The organism is Acidovorax sp. BoFeN1, from assembly GCF_003345135.1.
Taxonomy (GTDB): Bacteria; Pseudomonadota; Gammaproteobacteria; order Burkholderiales; family Burkholderiaceae_C; genus Acidovorax; species Acidovorax defluvii.
In genome coordinates this window covers 19,827-46,295 of sequence record NZ_QOZT01000014.1, presented here as the reverse complement: position 1 = coordinate 46,295, position 26,469 = coordinate 19,827, and the positions used below count along the sequence as shown (strand labels likewise).

Here is a 26,469-nt window from a genome sequence, read left to right as displayed (position 1 = left end):
GGAAAGGGCCCCTGCACGGTGGGCTACACCAGTGCCAGCAAGCGGTTCAGGGGGAGTTGCACCCGGATATCCCGGTAGGCCACCACGCCGGTGATCTTCCAGGTGGCTTGCGAGGTATCGCGTGGAATCATCTCGCCCGTGGGCATTCCGTCGCGGTTCATCACCACCGCCACGCGGGGCGTTGTGGCCGTTGCGCCCCGGCGGAGCACCACCGCCACTTCCTGGGTGGCCAGTCGGACAAAGGCACCGGGCGGATAGACGCCCAGCGTTTTCACCAGCGCGGCGCCGGCCTCATCGACGTGGTGCTCTTCGTCGTAGTAGCTGGCCTGCATGGCGGCAGTGACCGGCATGGGCGAACGTGCCACGCGGGGGGCCAGCCGCGCACCAAAGATGTCAGCACGCTGCACCAGCCGTGCCATTTGCTGGGCGTCCGACTTCTTCGCCATCGGGCCGGGGGCGCGGTGGTGGTGGCACCGCACCGCCTCCAGCCAAACCGGGTCGGCCACCCCCAGGCGGCGAAGCAACTGCTCTGACCGGCCGGCATGGTCTTCTACCGCGACGATCTGCTGGGACGTGAGGGGCTGTGATTGCTGGGTTAGCTGGTCCTGCAACTCGGTCATCGCGATGTTCATGGTGAGCGCGGCACTACCCACCTGCAGCACCCGGGCATCGGGCCAGTGCAGCATTTCACGCGCCACCACCATGCACACACAGCTCACCAGCATGACGTGGGTGGCGCTGTACATGCGGGTTTCCTGCGCCGAAAGATAGACCAGGGCCAGCAGCGTGGCATCTGGCGTTTGCTCGCAGTTGCGAGCCAGTTCGCCAAGCAATGACTGAAAACGCCCCCCGAAATCGCCAGCCAGTGGTGCGCGCAGCAACTGGCTGGCGCGCAACTGCAATTCCGGCCAGTCCAGCACATGCCTTCCACCGCGTTCTCTGCCAGTCTGAGCACCTGCCTGCATCGTCATCGCGGCAATCTGCCCCAGGGAGGTGTCGGACATCAGCATTTTTTGCAGCTGTGCCAGATACGCGCGGTGGCTTTCGCCCGACTCATCTGTGTCCACGCACAGCTTCAAGCCGCGCGACACCAGCGAATCCAGCTCGGCGCGGGTGCGAATGACATAGCCCTTTTGTGCCAGCAACGTTCCATCCGCACCGCGCAGCACAAATGGCAACGGGTGACCCAACTGGATGCTGTCGATGTTCAGTGCAACAAGGTTCATGGTGCTCGTTACATTATCTAACAATCATGCCCGCAGGCAAGTGGGAACAACCCCCGGTCACCGGAGCGCTGTTCAACGGGTCGACATGCGGGCCGGAGCCCTCACCCCGGTCTGCCCTCGCCTTGGCATCGCCTGCAGAAAGGCACCCGGCGAATACCCTACACGGCCTGCGCAGCGCGCGAATCCAGGGGTGCACCACCCCCGCAAATTGCCACGCCACGCTGACCGTCACGCGTGAGCTTCTCACGGCCCAAAGAGTGAGAAGCTCACGCCTTTGCGGAAACTGCGGAGTTCTCGCCAAAAACCGCGTGCCAGAGGTCCAGCACAGCATGTTGTTCTGCCTGCAATGCCGGTGGCGTTACCTCGGTGGGCACTTCATCGAGCCGTGCACGGTGCTGCACGCGGCGCAGCTCGCGGTAGGCGTCAGCCGCCGCGTGGCCCACACCGGCAGGCAACAAGCCCACCTGCTCGGCACGTTGCAGCAGCGCGATGTTGCCCACGTTGCCCACCAGTTCCGGATGGCTTGCGGAATTCGCCAGCACCAGGTATTGCACGGCAAATTCGGCATCCACCATGCCGCCCGGGCTGTGTTTCACATCAAACTGCCCGTCGCGCGTGCGGTGGGCAGAGCGCACGCGCTCGCGCATGGCCACAATCTCCGCACGCAGCGCTGCAGGGTCTCGCGGCGAGGTGATCACAGCCTCTCGCACCGCATCAAACCGCGCCTGCAGGGCAGCACTGCCCAAAACAAAGCGCGCCCGCGTCATCGCCTGGTGTTCCCAGGTCCATGCCGTGTTGCTGCCGCGTTGCTGCTGGTAGGCCGCGTAGGCATCGAAACTGGTGACCAGCAGGCCGGAGCTGCCATTGGGGCGCAGGGCAGTGTCGATTTCGTACAGATCGCCCTCGCCGGTCTTCACGGTGAGCCAGTTGATCAGCTTGCGCACAAACGCCGCATAGATCTCGGGGGCGCGTTCATCGTCATCGTCAAACACGAAAACGATGTCGAGGTCGCTGCCATAACCCAGCTCCTTGCCCCCCAGCTTGCCGTAGCCAATGATGGCAAATTGCGGTGTTTCGCGGTGCCGGTTCTTGAGGCGGCTCCAGCACCACTGTGCAGAGATGCGCAGCACGCTGTCGGCCAGGGCGCTGAGGTCGTCGGCCACCTGTTCGACCGTGATCCGGTGCTCCACGTCGCGTGCCAGCGTGCGAAAGGTTTCCGCGTGCTGAGCGCGGCGCAGCAGGTTCAGCAGGGTTTCGTCGTCGTCCTCGCCGGTGGACCGCAGCGCGGCCAGTCGCAGGGTGAGCTCGCGTTCGAAATCGGCCACCACAAAGCGCTCGGCCAGCAGCGCGTCGCCTACCAGTTCATCGATGACGCCGGGGTGTTGCAACAGGTAGCGTGCGGGCCACCGAGCGGCGCCCAGAAGGTGCAGCAGCTGCTCGTGCACCGAGGGGCGTTCCAGCAACAAGGCCAGATAACTTTCGCGGCGCAGCAGGGGTTCGAGCCAGTTCACGAGGCGCACGGCTGCTTCTTCGGTGACGCGGCCTTCGCCCAGCCACTGCGCCGTGCGCTGGATCAGCCGGAACAGCCGAGCGCGTGCTTCGTCGCGCAGCGCCGTCACGCGGGGGTGCGTGCGCCACTCGGCCACGCGCTCGCGAAAGCCGGGAGGCAGCTGTTCTAGCAAGCCTTCCAGCTCGGGCGGAGGTGCGGCAACTGCGCGCGGCCCGCTGCATCCACCGCCGTTGCATTCCTTTTTGCCATTGCCGCCCAGCAGGGTGTCGAACTCTTGCGCCACCAGTTCACGATGGGCATCGAGCGCATGCAGAAAACCGCAGCAGTCGGTGTGGCCCATGGTGCGGGCAATCCAGGCCAGATCGTCATCGCACGTGGGCAGCACATGGGTCTGCTGGTCGTCGAGGTACTGGATACGGTGCTCCACACGGCGCAAAAACACATACGCCCGCGCCAGTGCATCGGCCGTCTCCTGGGGCATGAGCCCGGCCTGGGCGAGCCGTTGCAGCGCATCCAGCGTGGGCCGGCGACGCAATTCGGGGAACTGTCCGCCGCGCACCACCTGCAGCAGTTGCACGGTGAACTCGATTTCGCGGATGCCGCCGCGCGACAGCTTCACATCGTTGGCGCGCTCCGGATGTCCTGCGCTGCGCTTGGCGGCGTGCTCGCGGATCTGCCGGTGCAGGGTGCGCAGCGCGTCAAACACGCTGTAGTCCAGATAGCGGCGGAACACGAACGGCAACACCACGCTGCGCAGCGCCAGCACTTCTGCGCTGCCGATAGCGCTTTGCGGCGCCACCACCCGGCTCTTGAGCCAGGCAAAACGCTCCCATTCGCGGCCCTGTACCTGCAGGTATTCCTCCAGCGCCGCCAGCGACACCGCTGCGGGGCCGGAATTGCCATGGGGCCGCAGGGCCAGGTCCACCCGGAAGACAAAACCATGTTCGGTGGTGTCGCCGACCAGGCTGTAGATGATCTTCACCGCATGGGCAAAGTACTCATGGTTGGAAATGCGGCCGCGCCCCTCGGGGTTGCCGGCCGTTTCTCCGTCCTGTGCATACACATAGATCAGGTCGATGTCGCTGGACACATTGAGCTCGCGCGCACCGAGCTTGCCCATGCCGATCACCCACAGGGGCACGGGCTGCCCGTCGGGCGAGAGCGGTGCGCCGTGGCGGCTGTCCAGCTCGCGGCGGGCGTGAAGGCACGACTGGTCCAGCGCGAACTCTGCCAGTTCGGTGACCGCGCGGGTAATGTCTGACAACGGGGCCTGGGCATCGCAATCGAGCCGGATGAGCCGCTCCATGACCAGTTGGCGCAGGACGCGCAAGGCGGTGGCGGTGTCGGATCCTCGTGCCTGTAGTGCGGCAAACGCCTGCGTCATCGCCGCTTTGTCCGGCGCACCGGGCGGCAGCAAGACCAGGTCTTGCGCGTACCGGCGTTGCAGGCGCTGAAAAAACCGCGAATACCCGGCCTCACCGATCGGGGGGGCGCAAGTGCCGGAGGGCTCAGCGGGAGAATGGGTCATGGCAGAGGGAGCGGCAAGTTGCCATATACATAAGGACACCGGTTTTGACTGAACCCACCCTTTGGTCGCGGGTCATAATTCCTGCCACATTCAACCCCGTCAATGATCGAACCATTAAATCGCCCCACACACCTGCTGCGCTTCGTCGCCGGGTTGGCGCGATGGTCGCTGGGATGCCTGCTGGCCTTGTGGCTGCTGCTGGCCGTCGCGTGGGGGGCACTGCATGGCTGGATTGTGCCGCGTATTGGTGAATTTCGCCCGCAACTGGAGGCGCAGGCCGCACGGGCGCTGGGGTTGCCTGTGCGCATCGGGGCCATCTCGGCGCGGTCCGAGGGGCTGATCCCCACCATTGAGCTTCTGGATGTCGCGCTGCTGGATGCCCAGGGGCGGGTTGCGCTGCTGCTGCCGCGCGTGGTGGTGGCACCTTCCCCGCGCTCGCTGCTGAACTGGGGTTTTGAGCAGCTTTACATCGAACACCCCGATCTGGATATCCGCAGACAGGCCGACGGCCGCATTGCGGTGGCGGGCCTCACCTTTTCTGAGACCGCGGGCGAGAACAATGCAGCAGCAGACTGGCTTTTCTCCCAGGGCGAAGTCGTCGTCAAGGGTGGCAGGCTGCGCTGGACCGACGAATTGCGCGGTGCCCCCGAACTGGCGCTGGAAAATGTTGATGTGCTGTTGCGTAATGGCAGCTGGCAACACAACATGCACTTTGCGGCCACACCGCCGCCGACTTGGGGCGACCGGTTCACGCTGACCGGGCGGTTTCGTGCGCCACTGCTGCGTGCACGCGACGGCAACTGGCAGCACTGGAGCGGCCAGCTGTTTGCCGATTTCTCGCGTGTGGATGTCTCCCGGCTGCGCCACCATGCCGACCTGGGTGTGGAGGTGGCGCAAGGCCGGGGCGCCGTGCGCGCATGGGCCGACGTGCAGCGTGGCCAGATCGTGGGCGGCACGGCCGACCTGGCACTGACGGAAGTCAACGCCACGCTGGGCCCGCAACTCAAGGCCCTGGTGCTGCCGTCCATTCAGGGGCGGATGGGTGGCCGGCGGCTGGCAGGCGGCTTCGAGTTCTACACCCAGGGGTTGCAGTTTCAAACCGACGATGGCCTGGTGTGGCCCGGCGGGAACCTGCGCCTGCAGCACACGGGTGCTGCAGGCAAGGCGCCCGCCCAGGGCGACCTGCGAGCGGACCGCCTGGACCTTGCCGCGCTGGCCCAGATCGGCAGCCGTCTGCCACTGGGGGCGGCCGCCCACAGCGCACTACAAACCTACACCCCCCAGGGCCTGGTCAATGAGGTGCATGCCACCTGGCGCGGCCCGCTGGAGACGCTGCAGCAATACCAAGTGCGCGGCAAGGTGACGGGGCTGGCCCTGGCTGCCGGGGCGCGGGAGGCGGGCAACACGCTTCCCGGCCTGAGCGGTGCGAGTGTGGACGTCGAAATGACCCAGGCCGGTGGCAAAGCCAGCCTGGCCATCGCGTCGGGGGGGCTGGTCTTGCCGGGGGTTTTTGAAGAACCTGTCCTGCCGCTGGACCAGCTGAGCGCAGAGGTGCGCTGGCAGGTGGATGGGCCACGCCTGGCGGTACAGGCCAGCAATGTCCGGTTTTCCAACGCGGATGCGCAGGGCGAATTGCGCGCCAGCTGGCGCACCAGCGACGCCGGCCAGGGCCCCCGTTTTTCGCGCTTTCCCGGTGTGATGGACCTTGCGGGAACGCTGGTGCGTGCCGACGGAACCCGCGTGCACCGTTATCTCCCACTGTCCCTTCCGGCCGAGTCGCGCCACTATGTGCGCGACGCCATCCTGAGCGGCAGTGCCAGCGACGTGCAGTTTCGGGTGAAGGGTGATCTGCGCGACCTGCCCTTCAATGACCCCAGCCAGGGAGATTTCCGCATTGCAGCCCGCGTCAGGGACGTGACGTACGCCTATGTTCCGCCCCGGCTGCAGCCCACCGGCGCGCTGCCCTGGCCGGCGTTGACGCAACTGGCGGGTGAGCTGATTTTCGAGCGCTCGTCCATGCAGGTGCGCGGCGCTACCGGCGGCTTTGCCGGCACGCCGGGCGTGCGGCTGGCCAAGGTGGAGGCGCAGATTCCTGACCTGTCCCACACCGTGGTAGCGGTCAATGCCGATGCGCGCGGGCCGCTGACTGAGCTGCTGACCATCATGCGCACCTCCCCGCTTGCGCGCATGACGGGTCAGGCCCTGGACCAAGCCAGCGGCACGGGCAATGCCGATTTGCAACTGCGATTGAGCCTGCCGATCAACGATATCGAAAAATCGAAAGTGCAGGGCAGCGTGGTGCTTGCGGGCAACGATGTGCATATCACCCCGGAAACGCCCCCGCTGTCACGCGCCCGCGGCACTGTGCAATTTACCGACACCGGTTTTTCGGTGAACGGCGTGCAGGCGCGCGCGCTGGGGGGCGACCTGCGCCTGGAGGGCGGAATGCGCGCCCTGCCCTCCGGTGCCGGTCCCGTCGAGTCCGCCATACAACTGCGGGCGCAAGGCACGGCCACCGCCGAGGGGCTTCAGCAGGCACGGCAACTGGGCATGCTTTCGCAGCTGGCCCGCAGCGCCACGGGCAGCACGCCCTACACGCTGGCGCTGGCGTTTCGCAGGGGTGTCCCCGAGATCCTGGTTGCCACCAACTTGCAGGGACTGGGGCTCGCGCTGCCCGCGCCGCTGGCCAAGACCGCCGACGCACTCCTGCCGGTGCGCTTTGAAACCCGGGTCGCCCAGGAGTCCCTGGCCGCGGTGCCCGCAGGTGCGGCCCCCCCGCCCTTGCGCGACCAGATGACACTGGACCTCGGATCGCTGGGATCGGCCAGCTTTCAGCGCGAGCACCAGGGCAACCAGACGCGCGTGTTGCGCGGCGCCATCGGCATCGGTCTTGGCGTGGGGGAGGTCGCGCCCTTGCCGGTGGACGGCGTGGCGGCGAACATTCGTGCAGAGCAGATGGATGTGGATGCCTGGGAAAAGGTGTTGACACAGGCCGCCATCGCCGAAGCAGCCCCTGCCGCCTCCGCCGTCGCTGTCGGGCCAGACCGCACGACGGCGGGCGTGGCGCAAGACTATCTTCCCACCGCCGTTGCCGTGCGTGCCCAGGCGCTCACCGTGCAGGGGCGCACATTGCACAACTTGGTGGTGGGGGGCTCGCGCGATGGCTCCACCTGGCGTGCCAACCTGGACGCCAGCGAACTCAATGGCTATGTCGAATACCGGCAGGCAGGTACCCGCGACAACCCGTCGGGCCGCCTGTTTGCCCGTCTGGCGCGCATGAAACTGCCCCAGAGTGCCGCCACGCAGTTTGAGACCCTGCTGGACGAGCAGCCCGGTACCCTACCCGCACTGGACATCGTGGTGGACGATTTCGAACTGCGTGATCGCAAACTAGGGCGAGTGGAAATCGAAGCGCAAAACCGGGGCGGCGAGACGGTCCAGCGCGAGTGGCGGCTGAGCAAGTTCAACATCGTGGCCCCCGAAGCCACCTTCACCGGCACGGGCAATTGGGCGCTGCTGGCTGGCAGCGAAAAATCGCTGCGCCGCCGCACGGTGATGAATTTCCAGCTGGACATCCGCGACTCGGGCGACCTGCTTGCCCGTTTTGGCATGGAAAATGTGGTGCGCCGCGGCAAAGGGCGCATGCAGGGACAGGTGGCGTGGATGGGCGCGCCCATGAGCCCGGATTACCGCTCCATGAGCGGGCAGATCAATCTGAACGTGGAATCGGGCCAGTTCCTCAAGGCAGATCCGGGGCTGGCCAAGCTGCTCGGTGTGCTGAGCCTGCAATCCCTGCCGCGGCGCCTGACCCTGGATTTCCGCGATGTGTTCAGCGCGGGGTTCGCGTTCGACTTTGTGCGCGGCGACGTGCGCATTGAGCAGGGTGTTGCCATCACCAACAATCTGCAGATGAAGGGCGTCAATGCAGCCGTGCTGATGGAAGGCAGTGCCGATATCGACCAGGAAACCCAGGACCTGCATGTGGTGGTGGTTCCGGAAATCAACGCCCTGACCGCCTCGCTGGTGGCCACGGCTATCAACCCGGTCGTTGGATTGGGCAGCTTTCTGGCCCAGGTGTTTCTGCGCGGCCCCCTGATCGAGGCCGCCACCCAGGAGTTTCACGTGGATGGCACCTGGACGGATCCGCACATCGAGCGCATTCCCCGCCGCAGCCGGGAATCGGGCAGCGCCCCTGCGCCCTCGGGGGCTGCGCAAGTGCCCGGCACACCGCCTTTGTCCGCAGGAGAGCCCTCATGAAGGTTGCAGCCTTGCAGATGGTCTCTGGCACGCAACGCAGCGACAACCTGGCCATGGCCCGCCGCCTGCTGGAGCAGGCCGCAGAGGCAGGCGCCGAGCTGGCCGTGCTGCCTGAGTACTTTTGTGCCATGGGGCTGCGAGACACCGACAAGCTGGCATTGCGCGAAACCCCCGGCGAGGGCGTTGTACAGGCGTTTCTCGCCCGCGCTGCACAGGAGCTTCAGTTGTGGGTGGTGGGCGGCACGCTGCCCATGCAAACCGCAGATCCGGCGCGCGTGCGCAACACCACACTGGTGTATGCACCGTCGGGCGAATGCGCTGCCCGTTACGACAAGATTCACCTCTTCCGGTTTGACAACGGGCGCGAACATTTTGACGAGGGCCGGGTGATCGAGGCGGGGGCTGAGCCGGTGCAGTTTGACCTGCCATCGCGCAGCGGCCACACCTGGCGCATCGGGTTGAGCGTTTGCTACGACCTGCGGTTTCCCGAGCTCTATCGCCAGCATGCCCGAGCAGGTGCCGACCTGCTGCTGGTGCCGAGCGCCTTCACCCACACCACCGGGCAGGCCCACTGGGAACTGCTGTTGCGTGCACGCGCGGTGGAAAACCTGGCCTATGTGCTGGCGTCCGCGCAGGGCGGAGTGCATGAAAACGGGCGCCAGACATGGGGGCACAGCATGCTGGTCGATCCCTGGGGCGATATCGTCAATGCACTGGCGCAAGGCCCCGGCGTGGTGCTGGGCGAACTCGATGCCGGGCGCGTGCGCCAGGTTCGCGCACAACTGCCCGCACTGGAGCATCGCGTCCTGTGATGATGCCACCGCGTCATCGCACTCCCTGGCAGCGCTGGCGCAGCGCATGGCGCCGGTGGTCGCTGTGGACCTTGCTGGTGGTCCTGGTGGTGTCCATGCTGGTCACCCTGGTATGGCTGGCCGGGCGCTACGAAGCCAGCCAGGTGCAGTCCCGGCTGGAGCGGGATGCCGCCGACGCGGGCTCCGACATCCGCTCCGCGCTCTCGCGCAACGTGCAGAGTCTGCAGGCACTTCAGGCGGGCGACCCTGGTCTGCTGGCCTGGGAAGTCAATGCGGCCGAACTGCTGCGCCAGCGCCGTGAACTGGTACGCATCGAGTGGCGGGATGGCAACCTGCGTCTGCGCGCCTATGCCCAGACGCCCTACCGTCCCGTGTCGTGGGACAACGCCAGCCGGGAGGGATCGCATTCCGATGCGGCCCTGGCCTGTACCAACGCGCGCCGGCTGAGCGCACCCGCCTATTCGGGCAGCTATTTTCAGCCCCATGGCGACGGTCTGGGCTCGGAGATGATGGAGCTGTGCCTGCCCCTCACCAATGCCGGGCGCCCCGCGGGTTTTCTGGTGGCCACCTATGCCCTGCAGGAGATGCTGGTGGACCTGGTAGGGCACAACCTGACCCGCAGCCAGGAGGCCTCGTTCACCGAGGCAGATGGCACCCGGCTGGCAGTGCTGGGCGCCGCCCGGCGCGGCACGCGCATGTTCACGGCACAGCAGCTGCTCGACCTGCCGGGCACCACGCTGGTGTTGCGCATGGACCGCTGGCACGGCGCCCCCAACCTTTTCCCCAACGTGCTGACTGCGCTGGTCACCGCCATGTCGATTGCCTTGGTGACCGTGATGGTGGTGCTGGTGCGGGACAACCGCCGCAGGCTGCGCGCAGAGCGTGACCTGGCGGACGCCCTGGCCTTTCGCAAGGCCATGGAAGACTCTCTGGTGACCGGTTTGCGCGCCCGCGACCTGCAGGGGCGCATCACCTACGTCAACCCCGCGTTCTGCGCCATGGTGGGGTTCAGCCCGCAAGAACTGCTCGGGCAAAGCACGTCCGCACCCTACTGGCCGCCGGAACTCTCCGAAGAATACCGGCAGCGCCAGGCCAAGCGCTTTGCCGGTGGCATGCCCCCGCGCGAGGGCTTCGAATCGGTCTTCATGCGCAAGGACGGCACGCGGTTTCCGGTGCTGATCATCGAGGCCCCGCTGATCAATGCCTACGGGCTGCACACCGGTTGGATGAGTGCCTTCCTGGACATCAGCGAACAGCGCCGCATCGAGGAACTCTCGCGCGCCTCGCAAGAGCGCCTGCAGGCCACGGCGCGACTTGCCACCGTGGGCGAAATGGCCTCGCTGCTGAGCCACGAACTCAATCAGCCCCTGGCAGCCATATCCAGCTATGCCACCGGGTCGCTGAACCTGCTCGATTCCAACGCCCCCGGCACCGCCCATGCGGGCGACCTGCAGGACGTGCGCATGGCGATGCAGCACATTGCCCGTCAGGCCGAGCGCGCCGGACGTGTGATCAAGAGCGTGCATGATTTTGTGCGCCGCCGCGACCAGACGCGCGAGGCCGTGCCGCCCCAGGAGTTGCTCGATGCCATCCTCCCGCTCATCAGCCTGCAGGCGCGCAAGCTGGGCGTGCGCGTGCAGACCACGGTGGAAGCCCAGCTGCCTTATGCGCTGTGCGACCGCACCATGGTCGAGCAGGTGCTGCTGAACCTGGCCCGCAATGCCATGCAGGCGATGGACGACGCCGCCATCGAGCCGCGCATCCTGGACATCCGGGTGCGGCGGGGCGCGTCCAACGCCTACAGCAGCTGGCTGGAGTTTTCTGTGACGGACTGCGGGGTGGGCATTGCGCCCGAGGTGGCGCAGCAGCTGTTCACGCCGTTTTTCACCACGCGCGCCGAGGGCATGGGGCTGGGTCTGAGCATGTGTCGCACGGTGGTCGAGCAGCACGGTGGCGTGCTTGCCTACGAGCCCCACGCGCCGCGTGGTACGGTATTCACCTTCACCTTGCCCGTCTGTCAACCGGCCTCACCCTGATGGAACCCATATCCAACGCCATTGTGTACATCGTGGACGACGACGCGGGCGTGCGCGAAGCGCTCGCCTGGTTGCTGCGCTCACGCCGACTGCTCAGCGAGTCGTTTGACAGCGCCGAAGCTTTTGACGCGATGCTGAAGGCGCAAGCCGCACCGTGCCGACCCTGCTGTCTATTGCTGGATGTGCGCATGCCGGGCATGAGCGGCCTGGCACTGTTCGACCTGCTGCTGGCGCGGGGCGAACTGGCCGCCATGCCCGTGATCTTCCTGACCGGCCATGCCGACGTTCCCACGGCGGTCGATGCGGTCAAGCGCGGGGCTTTTGACTTTTACGAAAAACCATTTTCCGACAACGCACTGGTCGATCGCATCGAACAGGCGCTGGCGCAGTCTGGCGCCCACCTGGAGCAATTGCGCCAGCGCAGCAGCCTGCAGGTGCGACTGCACGATCTGACCGAGCGCGAGCGCGATGTCATGGACCTGGTGGTGGCCGGCTTGCCCAACAAGCTGATTGCCGACCAGCTGGAGATCAGCGTGCGCACCGTCGAAGTGCACCGCGCACGCGTGTTCGACAAGATGCAGGTGAAGTCAGCGGTGGAGCTGGCCAACCTGCTGCGCGCCAACTCCTGAACCTGCAGGGGCGCGGTGCGCAGGGTTTACGGTTTAGCCGCGGGGGCGCTCACCCACATAAATTTCGACCCGGCGGTTGCGGCTGCGGCCTTGTGCCGTGTCGTTGGTGGCAATGGGCTGGCGTTCGCCCATGCCTTCGATTGCAATGCGGCGCCCGTCGACGCCACGGCCCGTAAGGTAATTTCGCGTGCTGGCAGCGCGCTCCAGCGACAACGGGTTGTTCACGGCATCGCTGCCGGTGTTGTCGGTGTGGCCGATGATGCGAACGTCGGTGTTCGGGTTGTTGCGCAAGCCTTCAGCAAACCGGTCAAGCACCGGCGCAAAGTTGCCCTGGATGTCCGAACGGCCCACGGCAAAGGAAATGTCGCTCGGGATGTCCAGCTTGAGCTGGTTGTCTTGCGTTTGCGTCACGGCAATGCCCGTGCCCTGGGTAGCCTGCTCCATCTCGCGCTTTTGGCGCTCCATGTTCTGCGACCAGATGTAGGTGCCCAGTGCGCCCACACCCGCACCCACCACGGCGCCTGTGCCTGCGCGACCGCCGGTGGCCGAGCTGAGCACGGCACCTGCCAGTGCACCCACGCCCGCGCCGGTGGCGGTGCGGCGCTGGGTATCGCTCATTTCGGCACACCCAGTGGCCAGAATGACAACGGCGGCAACGCCGGTAATGAGGTATTTGCGCATGGCTAGGCTCCTTGTAAATGATGGGACGGAATGAAAATCCGATGTTGAGTCGGGAGTGTTCACTCTACGCCTTCACAAGGGTATAGGCCAGTCGGCAGGCGCCTTGTAGGACGAAACCTTGCAAACGTCGGGCCCGCGCTCAGTGCGTGGGCGGTTCGGTATTTTTGTCCGGCGGCGGCGCCTTCAGCTCGCCGCCCTTGCGCCCGGAAAACATCGTCCACCACACGATCAACCCCAGCACCACCAGCGCCAGCAGCGCTTCAAGCAAAATCAGCCCCATGAAATTGACACTCCTGCGCCTTGTGATGACGGCGCTGATTGTAGGAACGCTGGCCGCCTGCTCCACCCCACCCGCGCCAAGCCCCGCGCAGCCAGGGGCCATCGCGCCGACGCCGACCACCGCCGGCGCGGCCATGACGGGCGACACCGGGCCGCTGCCGTCCTCCATGTCGCAGCCCAAGAGCCGCTGGATTGCGGTGCGCTGGGCCGAGCTGCCGGGCTTTGCCGACGACGCGTTGCACGAGGCCTGGAATGCCTGGATCAAGGGCTGCGAGCGCCCCCAGCCCCCCTTCACCGTGTTGTGCAGCGAGGTGCGCCAGCTCAGCATTGCCAGCGGTGACGAGCAGCGCGCCTGGATGGTGCGGCGCCTGCAGCCCTACCGCGTTGAAGCTGCCGACGGCAACGCCGAGGGCCTGCTGACCAGCTACTACGAGCCCATGATCGACGCCGCCCGGCAGCCCGGCAACGGCTACACCGTGCCGGTTTACGGCCTGCCCGCCGGGCACGGCAGCCGCAAGCCCTGGTACACGCGCCAGCAGATCGACACCCTGCCCGAGGCGCAGGCGGCGCTGCAGGGGCGGGCGATTGCCTGGCTGCGCGACCCGGTCGAATCCCTGGTGTTGCACATCCAGGGCTCGGGACGCCTGCAGATCACCGAGGCCGACGGCCGCGTTACCACCGCGCGGGTAGCCTATGCGGGCACCAACGACCAGCCCTATCAGAGCGTGGGCCGTTGGCTGCTGGACCAAGGCGCAACGCGCGATGCCACCTGGCCCGGCATCCGCGCCTGGCTGGCGCAAAACCCGCAGCGCACCAACGAGTTGCTGTGGAGCAACCCGCGCTACGTGTTCTTTCGCGAAGAGCCCTTGAGCCCGCTGGATGCCCAGTTTGGCCCGCGTGGCGCGCAGGGCGTACCGCTCACGCCCGGCCGGTCGATCGCAGTGGACCGCCAGAGCATTCCGTATGGCACGCCGGTGTGGCTGGCCTCCACGGGTCCGCAGGTGTCGATGCAGCGCCTGGTGATGGCACAGGACACCGGCAGCGCTATCGTGGGCGCGGTGCGGGCCGACTATTTCGCCGGCTGGGGTGCCGAAGCGGGCGAGCTGGCCGGGCGGCTCAAGCAGGGCCTGCGGTTGTGGGCCCTGTGGCCGCGTTGAGCGGGCTACACCGGGGCCTTGCCACTGCCTGGCATTACACGCTGTTTTTATATCAAAACAGCCTCTAGTGCTTGCTGCATAAGCGCTTATAGCTATTATTTAAGGAGCTATTCAATGGCGCGGAAACGGACGCCTCCGAAGGATCAGCGCTCCATGAGGTAGCGCACCACCGCGGGCGGCGATTCGCCTCGGTGGAAGGCCAGCTTGCGCTCGCGCAGCGCCACATCGGACGCGGTCACCCGGTCAAAGCGGCGCAGGTGCTCGGTCCACGACTCGTCCACGATCTGCTCCACATAGCGCGCCGGATCGGCCAGGTCGTGCAGCAAATCGCACGACAGCGCCCCCTGGCGCAAGCGGCTGCGGCGGCTTTCCTGCATCAGGGTGCGAAATTCTGCGGCGCGCGCCGGGTCGATGGTGTATTCGATGGTGACCACCACGCGCCCTGCCTGCGGCGGCGTGGTTGCCACCGGTGCCTTGAAGGCCTGCGAGGGGCTCAGGTCTTCTTCCATGTGGCGATCGGTCACCAGGCGCTGCACCAGGGCCATGGCCATCACGCCCGTCAGCGCGGCCAGCGCCAGGCTCAGGTGCACCGACGTCACCGTGGCCACCTGCCCCCACACGGCAGCGCCCAGCGCGGTGGCACCCATGATGGACATCTGAAAGATGGACATGCCGCGCGCGCGCACCCAGTTGGGCAACGCCAGCTGGGCCGACACGCTGAGCGAATTGGCCGTGGTGATCCAGGCCATGCCCGCCAGCACCATGGCCGGCACGGCCACATAGATATTGGGCGCAATGGCCATCACCGCCATGGCGGCCGCCTGCAGCAGCGTGCCGCGCAGCACCAGCACATCGCGCGCCATGGCCTGGCGCAGGCGCGGCAAGAACATGGCGGCAACGATGGCACCCGCCCCCATGCTGGCCAGCAGCAGCGTGAACATGCCCGCGCCGCCGCCGTCAAGCCCCCTGGCCACCAGCGGCAGCAGGGCCATCAGCGCCGTGGCGTGCAGAAAAAACACGGCAATGCGCCACAGCACGGCCCGCAGGCGTGGCGACTGGCGCACAAACTGCAGGCCCACCCGCATCGCGCTGGGCAGCTTTTCGCGCCCCAGCGGGCTGGGCACATGGGTGCGCTTCCAGCGCATGATGACGAGACCCGAGATGACCGACAGCACCGCGTTGAGCACAAACACCCAGGCGCTGCCCGCGCTGGCGATGATGGCGCCAGCTACCAGCGGGCCGATGATGCGCGAGGCGTTCATGGCCACGCCGTTGAGCGCCAGGGCCGCAGGCAACTGCGGGCGGCTGACCAGCTCGGGCACGATGGCGGCAAACACCGGCCAGCGCATGGCCAGGCCGATGCCGTTGGCAAAGGTGAGCGCCAGCAGCAGCGGCGCCGTCATGCCGCCGGCCAGGATGGCCACGCACAGCACCAGCGCCACGGCCGCCACCCAGAACTGCGTGGCAATGAAATACCTGCGGCGGTCCAGTATGTCGGCCAGCGCGCCACTGGGCAGGCCCAGCAAAAACACCGGCAGCGTGGAGGCCGACTGCACCAGCGCCACCAGAATGGGCGAGGTGGTGAGCGTGGTCATGAGCCAGGCGGCCGCCACGTCGTTCATCCACATGCAGGTGTTGGCGGCCACCCAGGTCAGCCAGAGCATGCGGAACACGGGGACAGACAAGGGGGCCAGCGGCGAGAGGGAGACGGCTGCGGTGGCTGCCGGCGCGCCTTCTTCCAGCTTTGCGGTCACGGATGTCTCTGTGCCGTGGGCGAGGGCGGCGCGGTCTGCGGCCGCATCAGACTGCGGCGGGGTGGCCGGGTTCTGCGTGGACGGGTCCTGCAAGGGCGGGGGTGCAACGCTGCGCGTGCTTTCGTGGGACGGCAATGGGGGCATGTCCGCCGATTGTGCGACGGCTTGCCGCGCGGCGCAGCGGCCCCCGGGCGCGACCCGTACCCGGTCATGGCCATGGCTTGCACAGTAAAGAATATGGGTCAAAACAGGCTCTAACGCTTATCCATAAAGCGCAAATAGCTATGAATTAAATAGCAATTACAGCCGCGGCCGTGCCAGGTGGGTGAGCGGCAGGGCGCTGCTGGCCTTCACCTCGCCCAGCGAAAAGCTGGTGTGCATGTCTTTCACATTCGGCAGGTTCAACAGCACGTCGCGCGCAAACAGCGAAAAGCTGTCCAGGTCGCGTGCCACCACCTGCAGCTCGAAAGTGCCAGTGCCGCTGATGTAGTGGCATGTCACCACTTCCGGAATCTGGCGGATGGCCTCTTCCATGGCACGGGTCAGGTTGCCGGTGCTGCGGTCGGCGTCCAGCCGCACAAAGGCCAGTACCCCCAGGCCAATCTTGTGCCGGTCGATCTCTGCGCGGTAGCCCTTGATGAAGCCTTGCTCCTCCAGCGCACGCACACGGCGCCAGCATGGTGCAGCCGACAGGCCGACGCGCTGGGCCAGTTCGGCGTTCGTCAGGCGCGCGTCGGTTTGCAACTCGCTCAGGATGGCGATGTCAAATTTGTCTAAATCATTCATGATTTCCCGATTCTAAGAAAGATCCTTTCTAAATCGAGGGTAAACGCGGCATGAAAACGCAAGCACATAGCGCGGCACAGTGCATAAACTGCCCGCAGCCACCCAAGACGTTGCCCGCCACCGCCCACCCGGCGGCGGCGGTGCGCGCCCCACCACTGGAATCAGCCATGAACGCCCCATTGCCCGAACACATCCGCAAGGCCCTCGAAACCGTGAGCCTGGAAGACAAATACACCCTGGCCGAAGGCCGTGCCTTCATGAGCGGTGTGCAGGCCCTGGTGCGCCTGCCCATGCTGCAGCGCCAGCGGGACGCGGCGGCAGGTCTGAACACGGCGGGTTTCATCAGCGGCTACCGGGGCAGCCCGCTGGGCACCTACGACCAGGCGCTGTGGGCGGCCAAGAAGCACCTGGCGGCCAACCACATCGTCTTCCAGCCCGGTGTGAACGAAGAACTGGGCGCCACGGCGGTGTGGGGCACGCAGCAGCTCGACCTGTACCCGCAAAGCAAAAAGTTCGATGGCGTTTTCGGCATCTGGTACGGCAAGGGCCCGGGCGTGGACCGCTGCTCGGACGTGTTCAAGCACGCCAACATGGCGGGCACTGCCAAGCATGGCGGCGTGATCGCCATTGCGGGTGACGACCACATCAGCAAGAGCAGCACCGCGCCGCACCAGAGTGACCACATTTTCAAGGCCTGCGGCACGCCGGTGTTCTTTCCGAGCAGCGTGCAGGACATCCTCGACATGGGCCTGCACGCCTTCGCCATGAGCCGTTTTTCAGGCGTGTGGTCGGGCATGAAGACCATCCAGGAGGTAGTGGAGTCGTCCTGCAGTGTGAGCCTCGACCCCGACCGCGTGAAGATCGTGATGCCCGAGGACTTTGCCATGCCGCCGGGCGGCCTGCACATCCGCTGGCCCGACGCGCCGCTGGAGCAGGAGGCGCGCCTGATGGACTACAAGTGGTACGCGGCCCTGGCCTACGTGCGCGCCAACAAGCTCAACTACAACGTGATTGAGGGCCAGAACGACCGCTTCGGCATCATCGCCAGCGGCAAGGCCTATAACGACACGCGCCAGGCGCTGGTGGACCTGGGGCTCGATGACGACACTTGCCGCCAGCTGGGAATTCGGGTGCACAAGGTCAACGTGGTGTGGCCGCTCGAAGCCACCATCACGCGCAGTTTTGCCCAGGGGCTGCAGGAGATCCTGGTGGTGGAAGAGAAACGCCAGGTCATCGAATACCAGGTGAAAGAAGAGCTGTACAACTGGCGTGCCGATGTGCGCCCGCATGTGCTGGGCAAGTTCGACGAACCTGAAGGCGACATCTCGGGTGGCGAGTGGTCCATGCCCAACCCCAGCCAGAACTGGCTGCTGCGCGCCAAGGCCGACCTCACGCCCGCCCTCATTGCCAAGGCGATTGCCAAGCGGCTGAAGAAGCTCGGTGTCTCGGCAGACATCGTGGCCCGCATGGACGCGCGCCTTGCCATCATTGAAGCGAGCGAACGCGCCATGACCGAGCTCAAGGCCGACACCGGCGAGCGCGCTCCGTGGTTTTGTAGCGGCTGCCCGCACAACACCAGCACGCGCGTGCCCGAGGGCTCGCGCGCCGTGGCGGGCATCGGCTGCCATTACATGACGGTGTGGATGGACCGCAGCACCTCCACCTTCACGCAGATGGGCGGTGAGGGCGTGTCGTGGGTGGGGCAGTTCCCGTTCACCGAGGACAAGCATGTGTTCGCCAACCTGGGTGATGGCACCTACTTCCACAGCGGCTTGTTGGCCATCCGCCAGAGCATTGCTGCGGGTGTGAACATCACCTACAAAATTCTCTACAACGACGCCGTGGCCATGACTGGTGGCCAGCAGATCGGCGAGCGCCCCGAGGGGCACTCGGTGCTGCAGATCATGCACAGCGTCCAGTCCGAGGGCGCCGTGAAGATTGTCATCGTGACCGATGAACCGCAGAAGTACGACGGCGTGCCGCTGGCCGATGGCGTGACGGTGCACCACCGCGACGAACTTGACCGCATCCAGCGCGAGCTGCGCGAAGTCAAGGGCTGCACCGTGCTGATCTACGACCAGACCTGCGCCACCGAAAAGCGCCGCCGCAGGAAGCGCGGCAAGCTCGCCACGCCCGACAAGACGGTCATCATCAACGAACTGGTGTGCGAAGGCTGTGGCGACTGTTCGGTCAAGTCCAACTGCCTGAGCGTCGAGCCGGTCGAGACGGAATTCGGCCGCAAGCGCCGCATCAACCAGAGCACCTGCAACAAGGACTACTCCTGCGTCAACGGCTTCTGCCCGAGCTTCGTCACCATTGAGGGCGGCAAGCTCAAGAAGCCAAAGAAAGAGAAAAAGGGCGACCTCTCCAGCCTGCCGCCCCTTCCCGAGCCGGTGCTGCCCGTGGCCGAGCAGGCCTGGGGCATCGTGGTGGGCGGTGTGGGCGGCACGGGTGTCATCACCATCGGCTCGCTGCTGGGCATGGCCGCGCACCTGGACGGCAAGGGCGTGGTCACGCAGGACGCGGGTGGCCTGGCGCAAAAGGGCGGCGCCACCTGGAGCCACATCCAGATCGCCAACCGGCAGGAAGCCATCTACACCACCAAGGTCGATACCGCCAAGGCCGATCTGGTGATCGGCTGCGACTCCATCGTGGCCGCGAACAAGGTCACGCTGGCCGTGATGCAGCCGGGCCGCACCTTCGTGGCCCTCAACACCCATGGCACGCCAACGGCCTCGTTTGTCACCAACCCCAACTGGCAGTTCCCGGGCGGCAACTGCGAGAGCGCCGTCGTGGCGGCGGTGGGCGCCGAGCTGGTGGGCAGTTTTGACGCCGAGCAGGTGGCGGTGCAACTGCTCGGCGATAGCATCTACACCAACCCGCTGCTGCTGGGCTTCGCCTGGCAAAAGGGCCGCGTGCCGCTGTCACACGCCGCGCTGATGCGCGCCATGGAGCTCAACGGCGTGCAGATCGACAACAACAAGGCAGCCTTTGAGTGGGGCCGGCGCTGCGCGCACGACTTGGCGGCGGTGCAGTCACTGTTTGCCGCCGCCCAGGTCATTGAGTTCGTCAAGAAGCCCGGGTTGACCGAGATGGTGGCCAAGCGGGTGGAGTTCCTCACGGGCTACCAGGATGCCGCCTATGCGGCGCAGTACCGCGCCTTCGTCGACAAAGTGCAGGCCGCCGAGGCCCGGCTGGGCAGCAGCACGCGCCTGGCCGAGGCCGTGGCGCGCTATCTGTTCAAACTCATGGCCTACAAAGACGAATACGAAGTGGCCCGCCTTCACACCGACAAGGCCTTCACCGACAAGATCGCCGCGATGTTCGAGGGCGACTACCGAATCGTGCACCACATGGCGCCACCCCTCATGGCCAAGCGCAACGAGAAGGGCGAGCTGGTCAAGCAGTCTTTCGGCCCCTGGCTCCGGCGCGCCCTGGGCGTGCTCGGCGGGCTCAAGGGCCTGCGCGGCGGCGTGCTGGACCTCTTTGGCAAGACGGCCGAGCGCCAGATGGAGCGTGCGCTGATTCAGGATTACCGCGCCTGTATCGAGGAACTGCTCGGCGGCCTGACACCCGAGCGGCTGGCGCTGGCGGTGGAGATTGCGCGCATCCCCGAAAACATCCGGGGCTATGGCCACGTGAAAGAGCGCCACCTCAAGGCCGCGCGCGCCCAATGGGACGGCCTGATGGCCCAGTGGCGTGGCAGTCCGACAGCCGAGCCCCGGCGCCAGGCGGCCTGAGCCGTGGCGCAGGTGCCACGGTTCGCCTGCAGTGCCAGCATTCGCGTGGGTGTGTTTGCTATATAAATAATAGCTATTTACGCTTACTCATAAAGCGCTAGAGGCATATTTGACCTGTTTTTTCCGGTGACCGGACGCCGATTGGTCCTGCGCGGCAAACACCCGGCGCCGGCCTGGGTCTTGGTACTTTGGCGCGGCGCAGGGGGCCGCATACAATGATCCGTTTCGCCACGGCACGGCGGGTATTGCGTGCCGGTGGTGGGTTGTGTGTGTTTTGACCATCCTTTGTGGAGTTCTGTCCGTGTTTATTTCTTCTGCTATTGCCCAGACCGCACCCGCCGCTGCCACTGGTGGCGGCGACATGATGTCCTCGCTCACGGGCATGTTGCCCCTGGTGCTGATGTTCGTGGTGCTGTATTTCGTCATGATCCGCCCCCAGATGAAGCGCCAGAAAGAACACCGCGCCATGATCGACGCCATCGCCAAGGGCGATGAAGTGGCTACGGCCGGCGGCATCATCGGCCGGGTCACGCGCCTGTCCGAAGGTTTTCTGCACGTCGAAATTGCCAGCGGTGTGGAAGTGCAGGTCCAGCGCAGCGCCGTGGCGCAGGTGCTGCCCAAGGGCACGGTCAAGTAAGTTTCCAAGTCCAATGCATGGCGGTGGCAGGCCTTGCGTCTGCCACCCGTTGAAGCTGTCTGTGAGATAAGAGCGCGATCATGAACCGTTATCCGGTCTGGAAGTATGCGATCCTGGTGATCGTGCTACTGGTGGGGGTTTTGTACACCCTGCCCAATTTTTTTGGTGAAGCGCCTGCCGTGCAGGTTTCGTCGGTCAAGACCACCGTCAAGGTCGATGCGGCCGTGCAGCAGCAGGTGGAAGAAGTGCTCAAGGCCGCCGGCCTCACGCCCGACCTCGTCACGCTGGATGGTGGCTCGGTGCGCGCGCGCCTGGACACCCCCGACAACCAGCTCAAGGCCCGGGACGCCCTCCAGAAGGCCCTGGTGCCCGACCCCGCGAATCCCTCCTACATCGTGGCCCTGAATCTGGTGTCGCGCTCGCCGGCCTGGCTTACGGCCCTGCATGCGCGCCCCATGTACCTGGGGCTGGACCTGCGTGGCGGCGTGCACTTCATGCTGCAGGTGGACATGCAGGCCGCGCTGACCAAGAAGGCCGAGTCTTATGCGGGCGACATTCGCACCGCCCTGCGTGACAAGAACATTCGCCATGGCGGCATCAGCCGCGATGGCCAGACCATCGATATCAAGGTGCGCGACGAAGCCACGCAGACGGCGGCGCGCAACCTGATCGCCGACCAGTTCGCCGACCTGCAGACCGTCAGCACGCCCGATGGCAACGAGTTCCGGCTGCGCGCTACCATCAAGCCCGAGGCCACGCGCCGCGTGCAGGAGCAGGCGCTCAAGCAGAACATCGTGACGCTGCACAACCGTATCAACGAGCTGGGCGTGGCCGAGCCCGTCATCCAGCAGCAAGGGCTGGATCGCATCGTGGTGCAGCTGCCCGGCGTGCAGGACACCGCCAAGGCCAAGGACATTTTGGGCCGCACTGCCACGCTGGAAGTGCGCCTGGTGGACGAAGGCACCGAAGCACGAGCAGCAGAATCCGGCCGGGGCCCGGTGCCGTTTGGCTCCGAGCGCTACCTGGAGCGCAGCGGCCAGCCCGTCATCGTGAAAAAGCAGGTCATCCTGACCGGCGAAAACCTCACCGATGCCCAGCCCGGCTTTGACGGTCAGACCCAGGAACCGACCGTCAACCTCACGCTCGATGCCAAGGGCTCGCGCATCTTCCGCGACATCACCCGCGAGAACATCGGCAAACGCATGGCCATCGTGTTGTTTGAAAAGGGCAAGGGCGAGGTGGTCACGGCCCCCGTGATCCGCAGCGAAATCGGCGGTGGCCGCGTGCAGATCTCCGGCCGCATGACCACGGCCGAGGCCAACGACACCGCACTGCTGCTGCGCGCCGGATCGCTGGCCGCACCGATGGAAATCATCGAAGAATTCACCATCGGCCCGAGCCTGGGCGCTGACAACATCGAGCGCGGCGTGAACAGCGTGGTGTGGGGCCTGGTCGCCATTGCGATTTTCATGTGCGCCTACTACATGCTCTTTGGCGTGTTTTCCAGCATTGCACTGGGCATGAATGTGCTGCTGCTGCTGGCCGTTTTGTCGATGCTGCAGGCCACCCTGACGCTGCCCGGCATTGCGGCCATGGCGCTGGCGATTGGTGTGGCCATTGACTCCAATGTGCTCATCAACGAACGCATCCGCGAAGAGCTGCGCGCGGGCGTCAGCCCGCAGGCAGCCATCCACACAGGCTACGAGCGCGCCTGGGCAACCATTTTTGACTCCAACGTGACCACGCTGATCGCCGGCCTGGCGCTGCTGGCGTTTGGCTCGGGTCCGGTGCGCGGGTTTGCCGTGGTGCATTGCATCGGCATCCTGACCAGCATGTTCTCGGCTGTGTTCTTCTCGCGCGGACTTGTGAACCTGTGGTACGGGCGCCAGAAGAAACTCAAGAGTGTGTCGATCGGTACGGTCTGGAAGCCAGAAGCCGGCACCGACGTGGCCAAGACGAACTAAAGGACAGCGGCCATGAGATTGTTTGCTCCGGTATCCCCTGTGCGTTGCGCATACGCGCCTCTTCTGAAAACTCCAAATAAGGAATAGAGATCATGGAGTTTTTCCGCATCAGAAAAGACATTCCCTTCATGAAGCACGCGTTGATCTTCAACGCGATTTCCTTCATTACCTTCGCGCTTGCCGTGTTTTTTCTGCTGACCCGCGGACTGCACCTGTCGGTGGAGTTCACGGGCGGCACGGTCATGGAAGTGGCTTACAGCCAACCTGCCGAGCTGGCCAAGGTGCGCGAGACGGTGTCGGGCCTGGGGTATGCAGACGTGCAGGTGCAAAACTTTGGCACCGCCCGCGACGTGATGATTCGCCTGCCCGTTCAAAAGGGCGTGTCGTCGGCCCAGCAAAGCGAGCAGGTTCTGGGTGCGCTCAAGGCGGTCGACCCCGCGGTGACGCTGCGTCGCACCGAGTTCGTTGGCCCGCAAGTCGGCGAGGAGCTGGTGCAAGGGGGCCTCATGGCCCTGGCCATGGTGGTGGTGGGTATCGTGATCTACCTTGCCATGCGGTTTGAGTGGAAGTTCGGCGTGGCCGCCATCATCGCCAACCTGCACGACGTGGTGATCATCCTGGGGTTCTTTGCGTTCTTCCAGTGGGAGTTTTCGCTGTCGGTGCTGGCCGCTGTGCTGGCTGTGTTGGGCTACTCGGTGAACGAGTCGGTGGTGATTTTTGACCGGATCCGCGAGGCCTTCCGCAAATACCGCAAGATGAACACCGCCGAGGTGATCGACCACGCCATCACCAGCACCATGAGCCGCACCATCATCACTCACGCCTCCACCGAGGCCATGGTGCTCTCGATGTTGCTGTTTGGCGGCCCCAGCCTGCATTACTTTGCACTGGCGCTCACTATCGGCATCCTGTTCGGCATTTACTCGTCGGTGTTCGTGGCAGCCGCCATTGCCATGTGGCTCGGTGTGAAACGCGAAGACCTGATCAAGACAGTCAAAAAAGAGGATGAGGATCCGAACGATCCCAACGCAGGGGCTACGGTCTGACCCACTACCATTAAGGTATGCCTACACCGCCTCCTTCCGTTCCGCAGCGTCGCCTGGCTCGCCAGGCGCGTCAGAAATTTGTGGAAGGGATCTGCGCAGGACTGCCTGAGGTGGACAAGACCGTCCTGGACTTTCTGTCCCAGCTGATGTCCCAGACCGGCACGCAACGCGAAATGCATTCGCGGCGCGATGCCTGGCAGTTGTACCAGCAGCACCACACCGACTGGATTGCACGCACGGACCGAAGCCTGCGTGAAGCGCTGGCGCCGCACATCAGCACCACACGCGGCACCCAGATGGGCGGCGGTCATTTCGAGTTGCTCAGCGACGATGTGGTGGAAAACAAGATCGCAGCCTCCCGCATGGCGCTCACGATCACCGAACAGGTCAGCCATCAGCTCGACACGGTGCGGCTGCGAACGCAGTCGCTCGAAGGCCAGGAGCTCGACAGCAATGACATTCTTCGCCCCGAGGCCGTCTGTCTGATCGCCGTTGAGCAGTGGGTCGAATCCGGCCTGCCGCGCACCGACCTGCTGACCGTGGTGGGCCCCCTGCAGCGCGAGTTGGCCAACCTGCTGCAAAAGCAGTACCAGGCGGTGAACGTGTTTTATGTGGAGCAGGGCATCACGCCGCAAAACGACCTGCGGTCACGCGTGCGCCGGACCGAGGGCGGTGCGGTGGCCAACCGGGACTCTGGCGCAAGCGGACTTGCATCGCAGGCGTTGACGCAAACCCGGGAGGCCATGGCCGCCGGGCGCGCCGCACCACCGCGACAGGGCCAGCCCCAGGGGATGGCTCCAGTCTTTGCCACAGGCATGACGCCACTGTCGCGCGCACGCCAGCGCGCGCAGGGTGTCATGGGGCAGCTGCGCCGGCTGTTGACCCAGCCCGCCACCGGCTTTGATCTGGTCAACGCGCCACCCGCATCGGCGGCGCTGGCGCATGCCCTCACGGCCCACCGCGTCCAGGCCGACACCTACTACAGCGGTGTCGCCACGCTCATCGAAGACTACAGCCCCGCCGCCGTGGTGCAGCTGGCGGGCGCGGTACGGGAGCGTTCCACCGAATTGAAGAAAAAGGCCTCCACGGCTGGCGAGAAGGCCATCATCGAGGTGGTAGCGCTGATGTTTCAGAGCATTCTGGCCGAAGACCGTATTCCCCCGGCCGTGCGCGTCTGGTTTGCGCGGTTGCAGGTGCCGGTGCTGCGCGTGGCCCTGGCAGAGCCCGAGTTCTTCAGCAACATCGCCCACCCGGCCCGCCAGCTCATTGACCGCATGGGGGCGTGCGTCATGGGATTTGATGCGACGTCGATCAATGGCAGCGCCCTGGAGGCGGAGATTCGCCGCGTGGTGCAGGTGATCGAGCAATACCCTGAGACCGGGCGGCGGGTTTTTCAGCTGGTGTACGACGAGTTCGAAAAATTCCTGTCGAAGTTCCTGACCGAAAAGCAGGCCACCTCGCGCCTGGTCAGCGTGGCGCAGCAGGTGGAGCAGCGGGAAACGCTGGCCATCCAGTACACGATCGAGCTGCGCACCATGCTGCGCGACATGCCGGTGCGCGACGAAATCCGGGAGTTTCTCTTCAAGACCTGGGCCGAGGTGCTGGCCCTCTCGGCTGTGCGCGATGGCCCTCAGCATGCCGATACCATCACCTTCAAGCGCACGGCCGCCGATCTGGTGTGGGCAGCCAGCGCCAAACCCCATCGCAGCGACCGGGCACTGGTGATCCAGAGCCTGCCCGGCCTGCTGCAACGCCTGCGCCAGGGGCTGGCGCTGATGGGGATCGCCGCTGCCGCGCAGGATGCGCAGATCAAGGTGCTGACCGACACCCTGGCCGATGCCTTCCTGTCCAAGACGGCATCCATTCCGCAGGCGCATATCGAAGCCATGGCCAAGCGGCTGGCCAACCTCGAAGACTTCATCGGGGACGCCACGCTGGGAGACATGCCGCTCAATGCCGACAACATCGAGATGATGCTGGGCATTGATGCCTCGTCCATCCATGTGATTGCGGACAACGGGGCGCCGGTGGACGAAGCCATGGTGGCCTGGGCTCAAGAGCTGCAACGGGGCACGTGGTTCACCTTGGACCACAACGGATCGTCGGCCCAGGTGCAATACGCCTGGCAGAGCCAGCGCAAGCAATTGCACCTTTTTGCCGCCACGGACGGCAGCAGCTACCTCATTCAGCTGCGCCGCCTGGCGGCGTATCTGCAATCCGGGCTGCTGGTGCCGCAGGACGAAGAGGGTCTGACGTTGCGCGCCACGCGCGATGCCTTGGCCAAGCTGGATGCCAACCCGGAGCGGTTGCTGGGCTGACCCGCACGCCCAAACCCAAACGCCCGCACCTACGACAGTGCCGGCTGCCTGAGGGCCATTCCTGCGCAGTTGCTGTCAGAGCGAAAACTAGGCGAAGCAGCGCAGGGGG

16 protein-coding genes are annotated in these 26,469 nt (G+C 65.6%); 10 read left to right on the top strand and 6 right to left on the bottom strand.

The features are described 5' to 3' along the window. Positions 1-23 precede the first annotated feature (23 nt). Both DTW89_RS05710 and glnE read right to left on the bottom strand, forming a co-directional pair. On the bottom strand, positions 24-1,226 hold the full coding sequence (locus tag DTW89_RS05710; protein WP_114655226.1) for an HD-GYP domain-containing protein: 1,203 nt from the start codon (positions 1,224-1,226) through the stop codon (positions 24-26). Between the two features lie 266 nt (positions 1,227-1,492). Beyond that, on the bottom strand, positions 1,493-4,264 hold the full coding sequence (glnE, locus tag DTW89_RS05705; RefSeq protein WP_114655225.1) for a bifunctional [glutamate--ammonia ligase]-adenylyl-L-tyrosine phosphorylase/[glutamate--ammonia-ligase] adenylyltransferase: 2,772 nt from the start codon (positions 4,262-4,264) through the stop codon (positions 1,493-1,495). 102 nt (positions 4,265-4,366) lie between these two features. On the opposite strand from glnE, the gene DTW89_RS05700 reads away from it, so the two are divergent. Genes DTW89_RS05700 through DTW89_RS05685 form a run of 4 tightly spaced genes read left to right on the top strand, consistent with a single transcriptional unit; the run spans position 4,367 to position 11,998 of the window. After that, a complete protein-coding gene (locus DTW89_RS05700; protein ID WP_114655224.1) occupies positions 4,367-8,521 on the top strand; it encodes a YhdP family protein in 4,155 nt (1,384 codons plus the stop codon). After that, positions 8,518-9,333: a carbon-nitrogen hydrolase family protein gene (locus DTW89_RS05695; RefSeq protein ID WP_114655223.1), complete on the top strand. Its 816-nt coding sequence runs from the start codon at positions 8,518-8,520 to the stop codon at positions 9,331-9,333. Before DTW89_RS05700 ends, DTW89_RS05695 begins: the two co-directional genes overlap by 4 nt. Next, on the top strand, positions 9,333-11,369 hold the full coding sequence (locus DTW89_RS05690; RefSeq protein ID WP_114655222.1) for a two-component system sensor histidine kinase NtrB: 2,037 nt from the start codon (positions 9,333-9,335) through the stop codon (positions 11,367-11,369). Before DTW89_RS05695 ends, DTW89_RS05690 begins: the two co-directional genes overlap by 1 nt. After that, a complete protein-coding gene (locus DTW89_RS05685; RefSeq protein WP_114655221.1) occupies positions 11,369-11,998 on the top strand; it encodes a response regulator transcription factor in 630 nt (209 codons plus the stop codon). Before DTW89_RS05690 ends, DTW89_RS05685 begins: the two co-directional genes overlap by 1 nt. Positions 11,999-12,031: 33 nt before the next feature. Here the strand turns inward: DTW89_RS05685 and DTW89_RS05680 are convergent, their stop codons facing one another. Together DTW89_RS05680 and DTW89_RS19485 are read right to left on the bottom strand one after the other, a co-directional pair. Then, a complete protein-coding gene (locus DTW89_RS05680) occupies positions 12,032-12,679 on the bottom strand; it encodes an OmpA family protein (RefSeq protein ID WP_114655220.1) in 648 nt (215 codons plus the stop codon). Positions 12,680-12,818: 139 nt separating this feature from the next. Further along, complete coding sequence (locus DTW89_RS19485; protein ID WP_162150969.1) at positions 12,819-12,959, bottom strand: hypothetical protein; 141 nt, start codon at positions 12,957-12,959, stop codon at positions 12,819-12,821. On the opposite strand from DTW89_RS19485, the gene mltA reads away from it, so the two are divergent. Further along, complete coding sequence (mltA, locus tag DTW89_RS05675) at positions 12,958-14,115, top strand: murein transglycosylase A (RefSeq protein WP_236637044.1); 1,158 nt, start codon at positions 12,958-12,960, stop codon at positions 14,113-14,115. The two genes, DTW89_RS19485 and mltA, sit on opposite strands and share 2 nt — an antisense overlap. 143 nt (positions 14,116-14,258) lie before the next feature. Here the strand turns inward: mltA and DTW89_RS05670 are convergent, their stop codons facing one another. Further along, the gene (locus tag DTW89_RS05670; protein WP_114655219.1) at positions 14,259-16,013 is read right to left on the bottom strand and encodes an MFS transporter; all 1,755 of its coding nucleotides are present in this window, start codon (positions 16,011-16,013) and stop codon (positions 14,259-14,261) included. A 156-nt stretch (positions 16,014-16,169) separates the two neighbouring features. Then, positions 16,170-16,655, bottom strand: a complete 486-nt coding sequence (locus DTW89_RS05665; RefSeq protein WP_114655218.1) for an Lrp/AsnC family transcriptional regulator — start codon at positions 16,653-16,655, stop codon at positions 16,170-16,172. 167 nt (positions 16,656-16,822) lie between these two features. Here DTW89_RS05665 and DTW89_RS05660 point away from each other — a divergent pair, with 167 nt between their 5' ends. The 5 genes from DTW89_RS05660 (at position 16,823) to DTW89_RS05640 (ending at position 26,360) form a co-directional block, all read left to right on the top strand. Next, on the top strand, positions 16,823-20,395 hold the full coding sequence (locus DTW89_RS05660) for an indolepyruvate ferredoxin oxidoreductase family protein (RefSeq protein WP_114655242.1): 3,573 nt from the start codon (positions 16,823-16,825) through the stop codon (positions 20,393-20,395). 301 nt (positions 20,396-20,696) lie between these two features. Then, positions 20,697-21,032, top strand: a complete 336-nt coding sequence (gene yajC / locus DTW89_RS05655) for a preprotein translocase subunit YajC (protein WP_024813352.1) — start codon at positions 20,697-20,699, stop codon at positions 21,030-21,032. Between the two features lie 80 nt (positions 21,033-21,112). Continuing rightward, complete coding sequence (gene secD / locus DTW89_RS05650; RefSeq protein ID WP_114655217.1) at positions 21,113-22,996, top strand: protein translocase subunit SecD; 1,884 nt, start codon at positions 21,113-21,115, stop codon at positions 22,994-22,996. 92 nt (positions 22,997-23,088) lie between these two features. After that, on the top strand, positions 23,089-24,042 hold the full coding sequence (gene secF / locus DTW89_RS05645) for a protein translocase subunit SecF (protein ID WP_114655216.1): 954 nt from the start codon (positions 23,089-23,091) through the stop codon (positions 24,040-24,042). 17 nt (positions 24,043-24,059) lie between these two features. Then, positions 24,060-26,360, top strand: coding sequence for a DUF1631 domain-containing protein (locus DTW89_RS05640; RefSeq protein WP_114655215.1), 2,301 nt, complete (start codon positions 24,060-24,062; stop codon positions 26,358-26,360). Positions 26,361-26,469 lie beyond the last annotated feature (109 nt).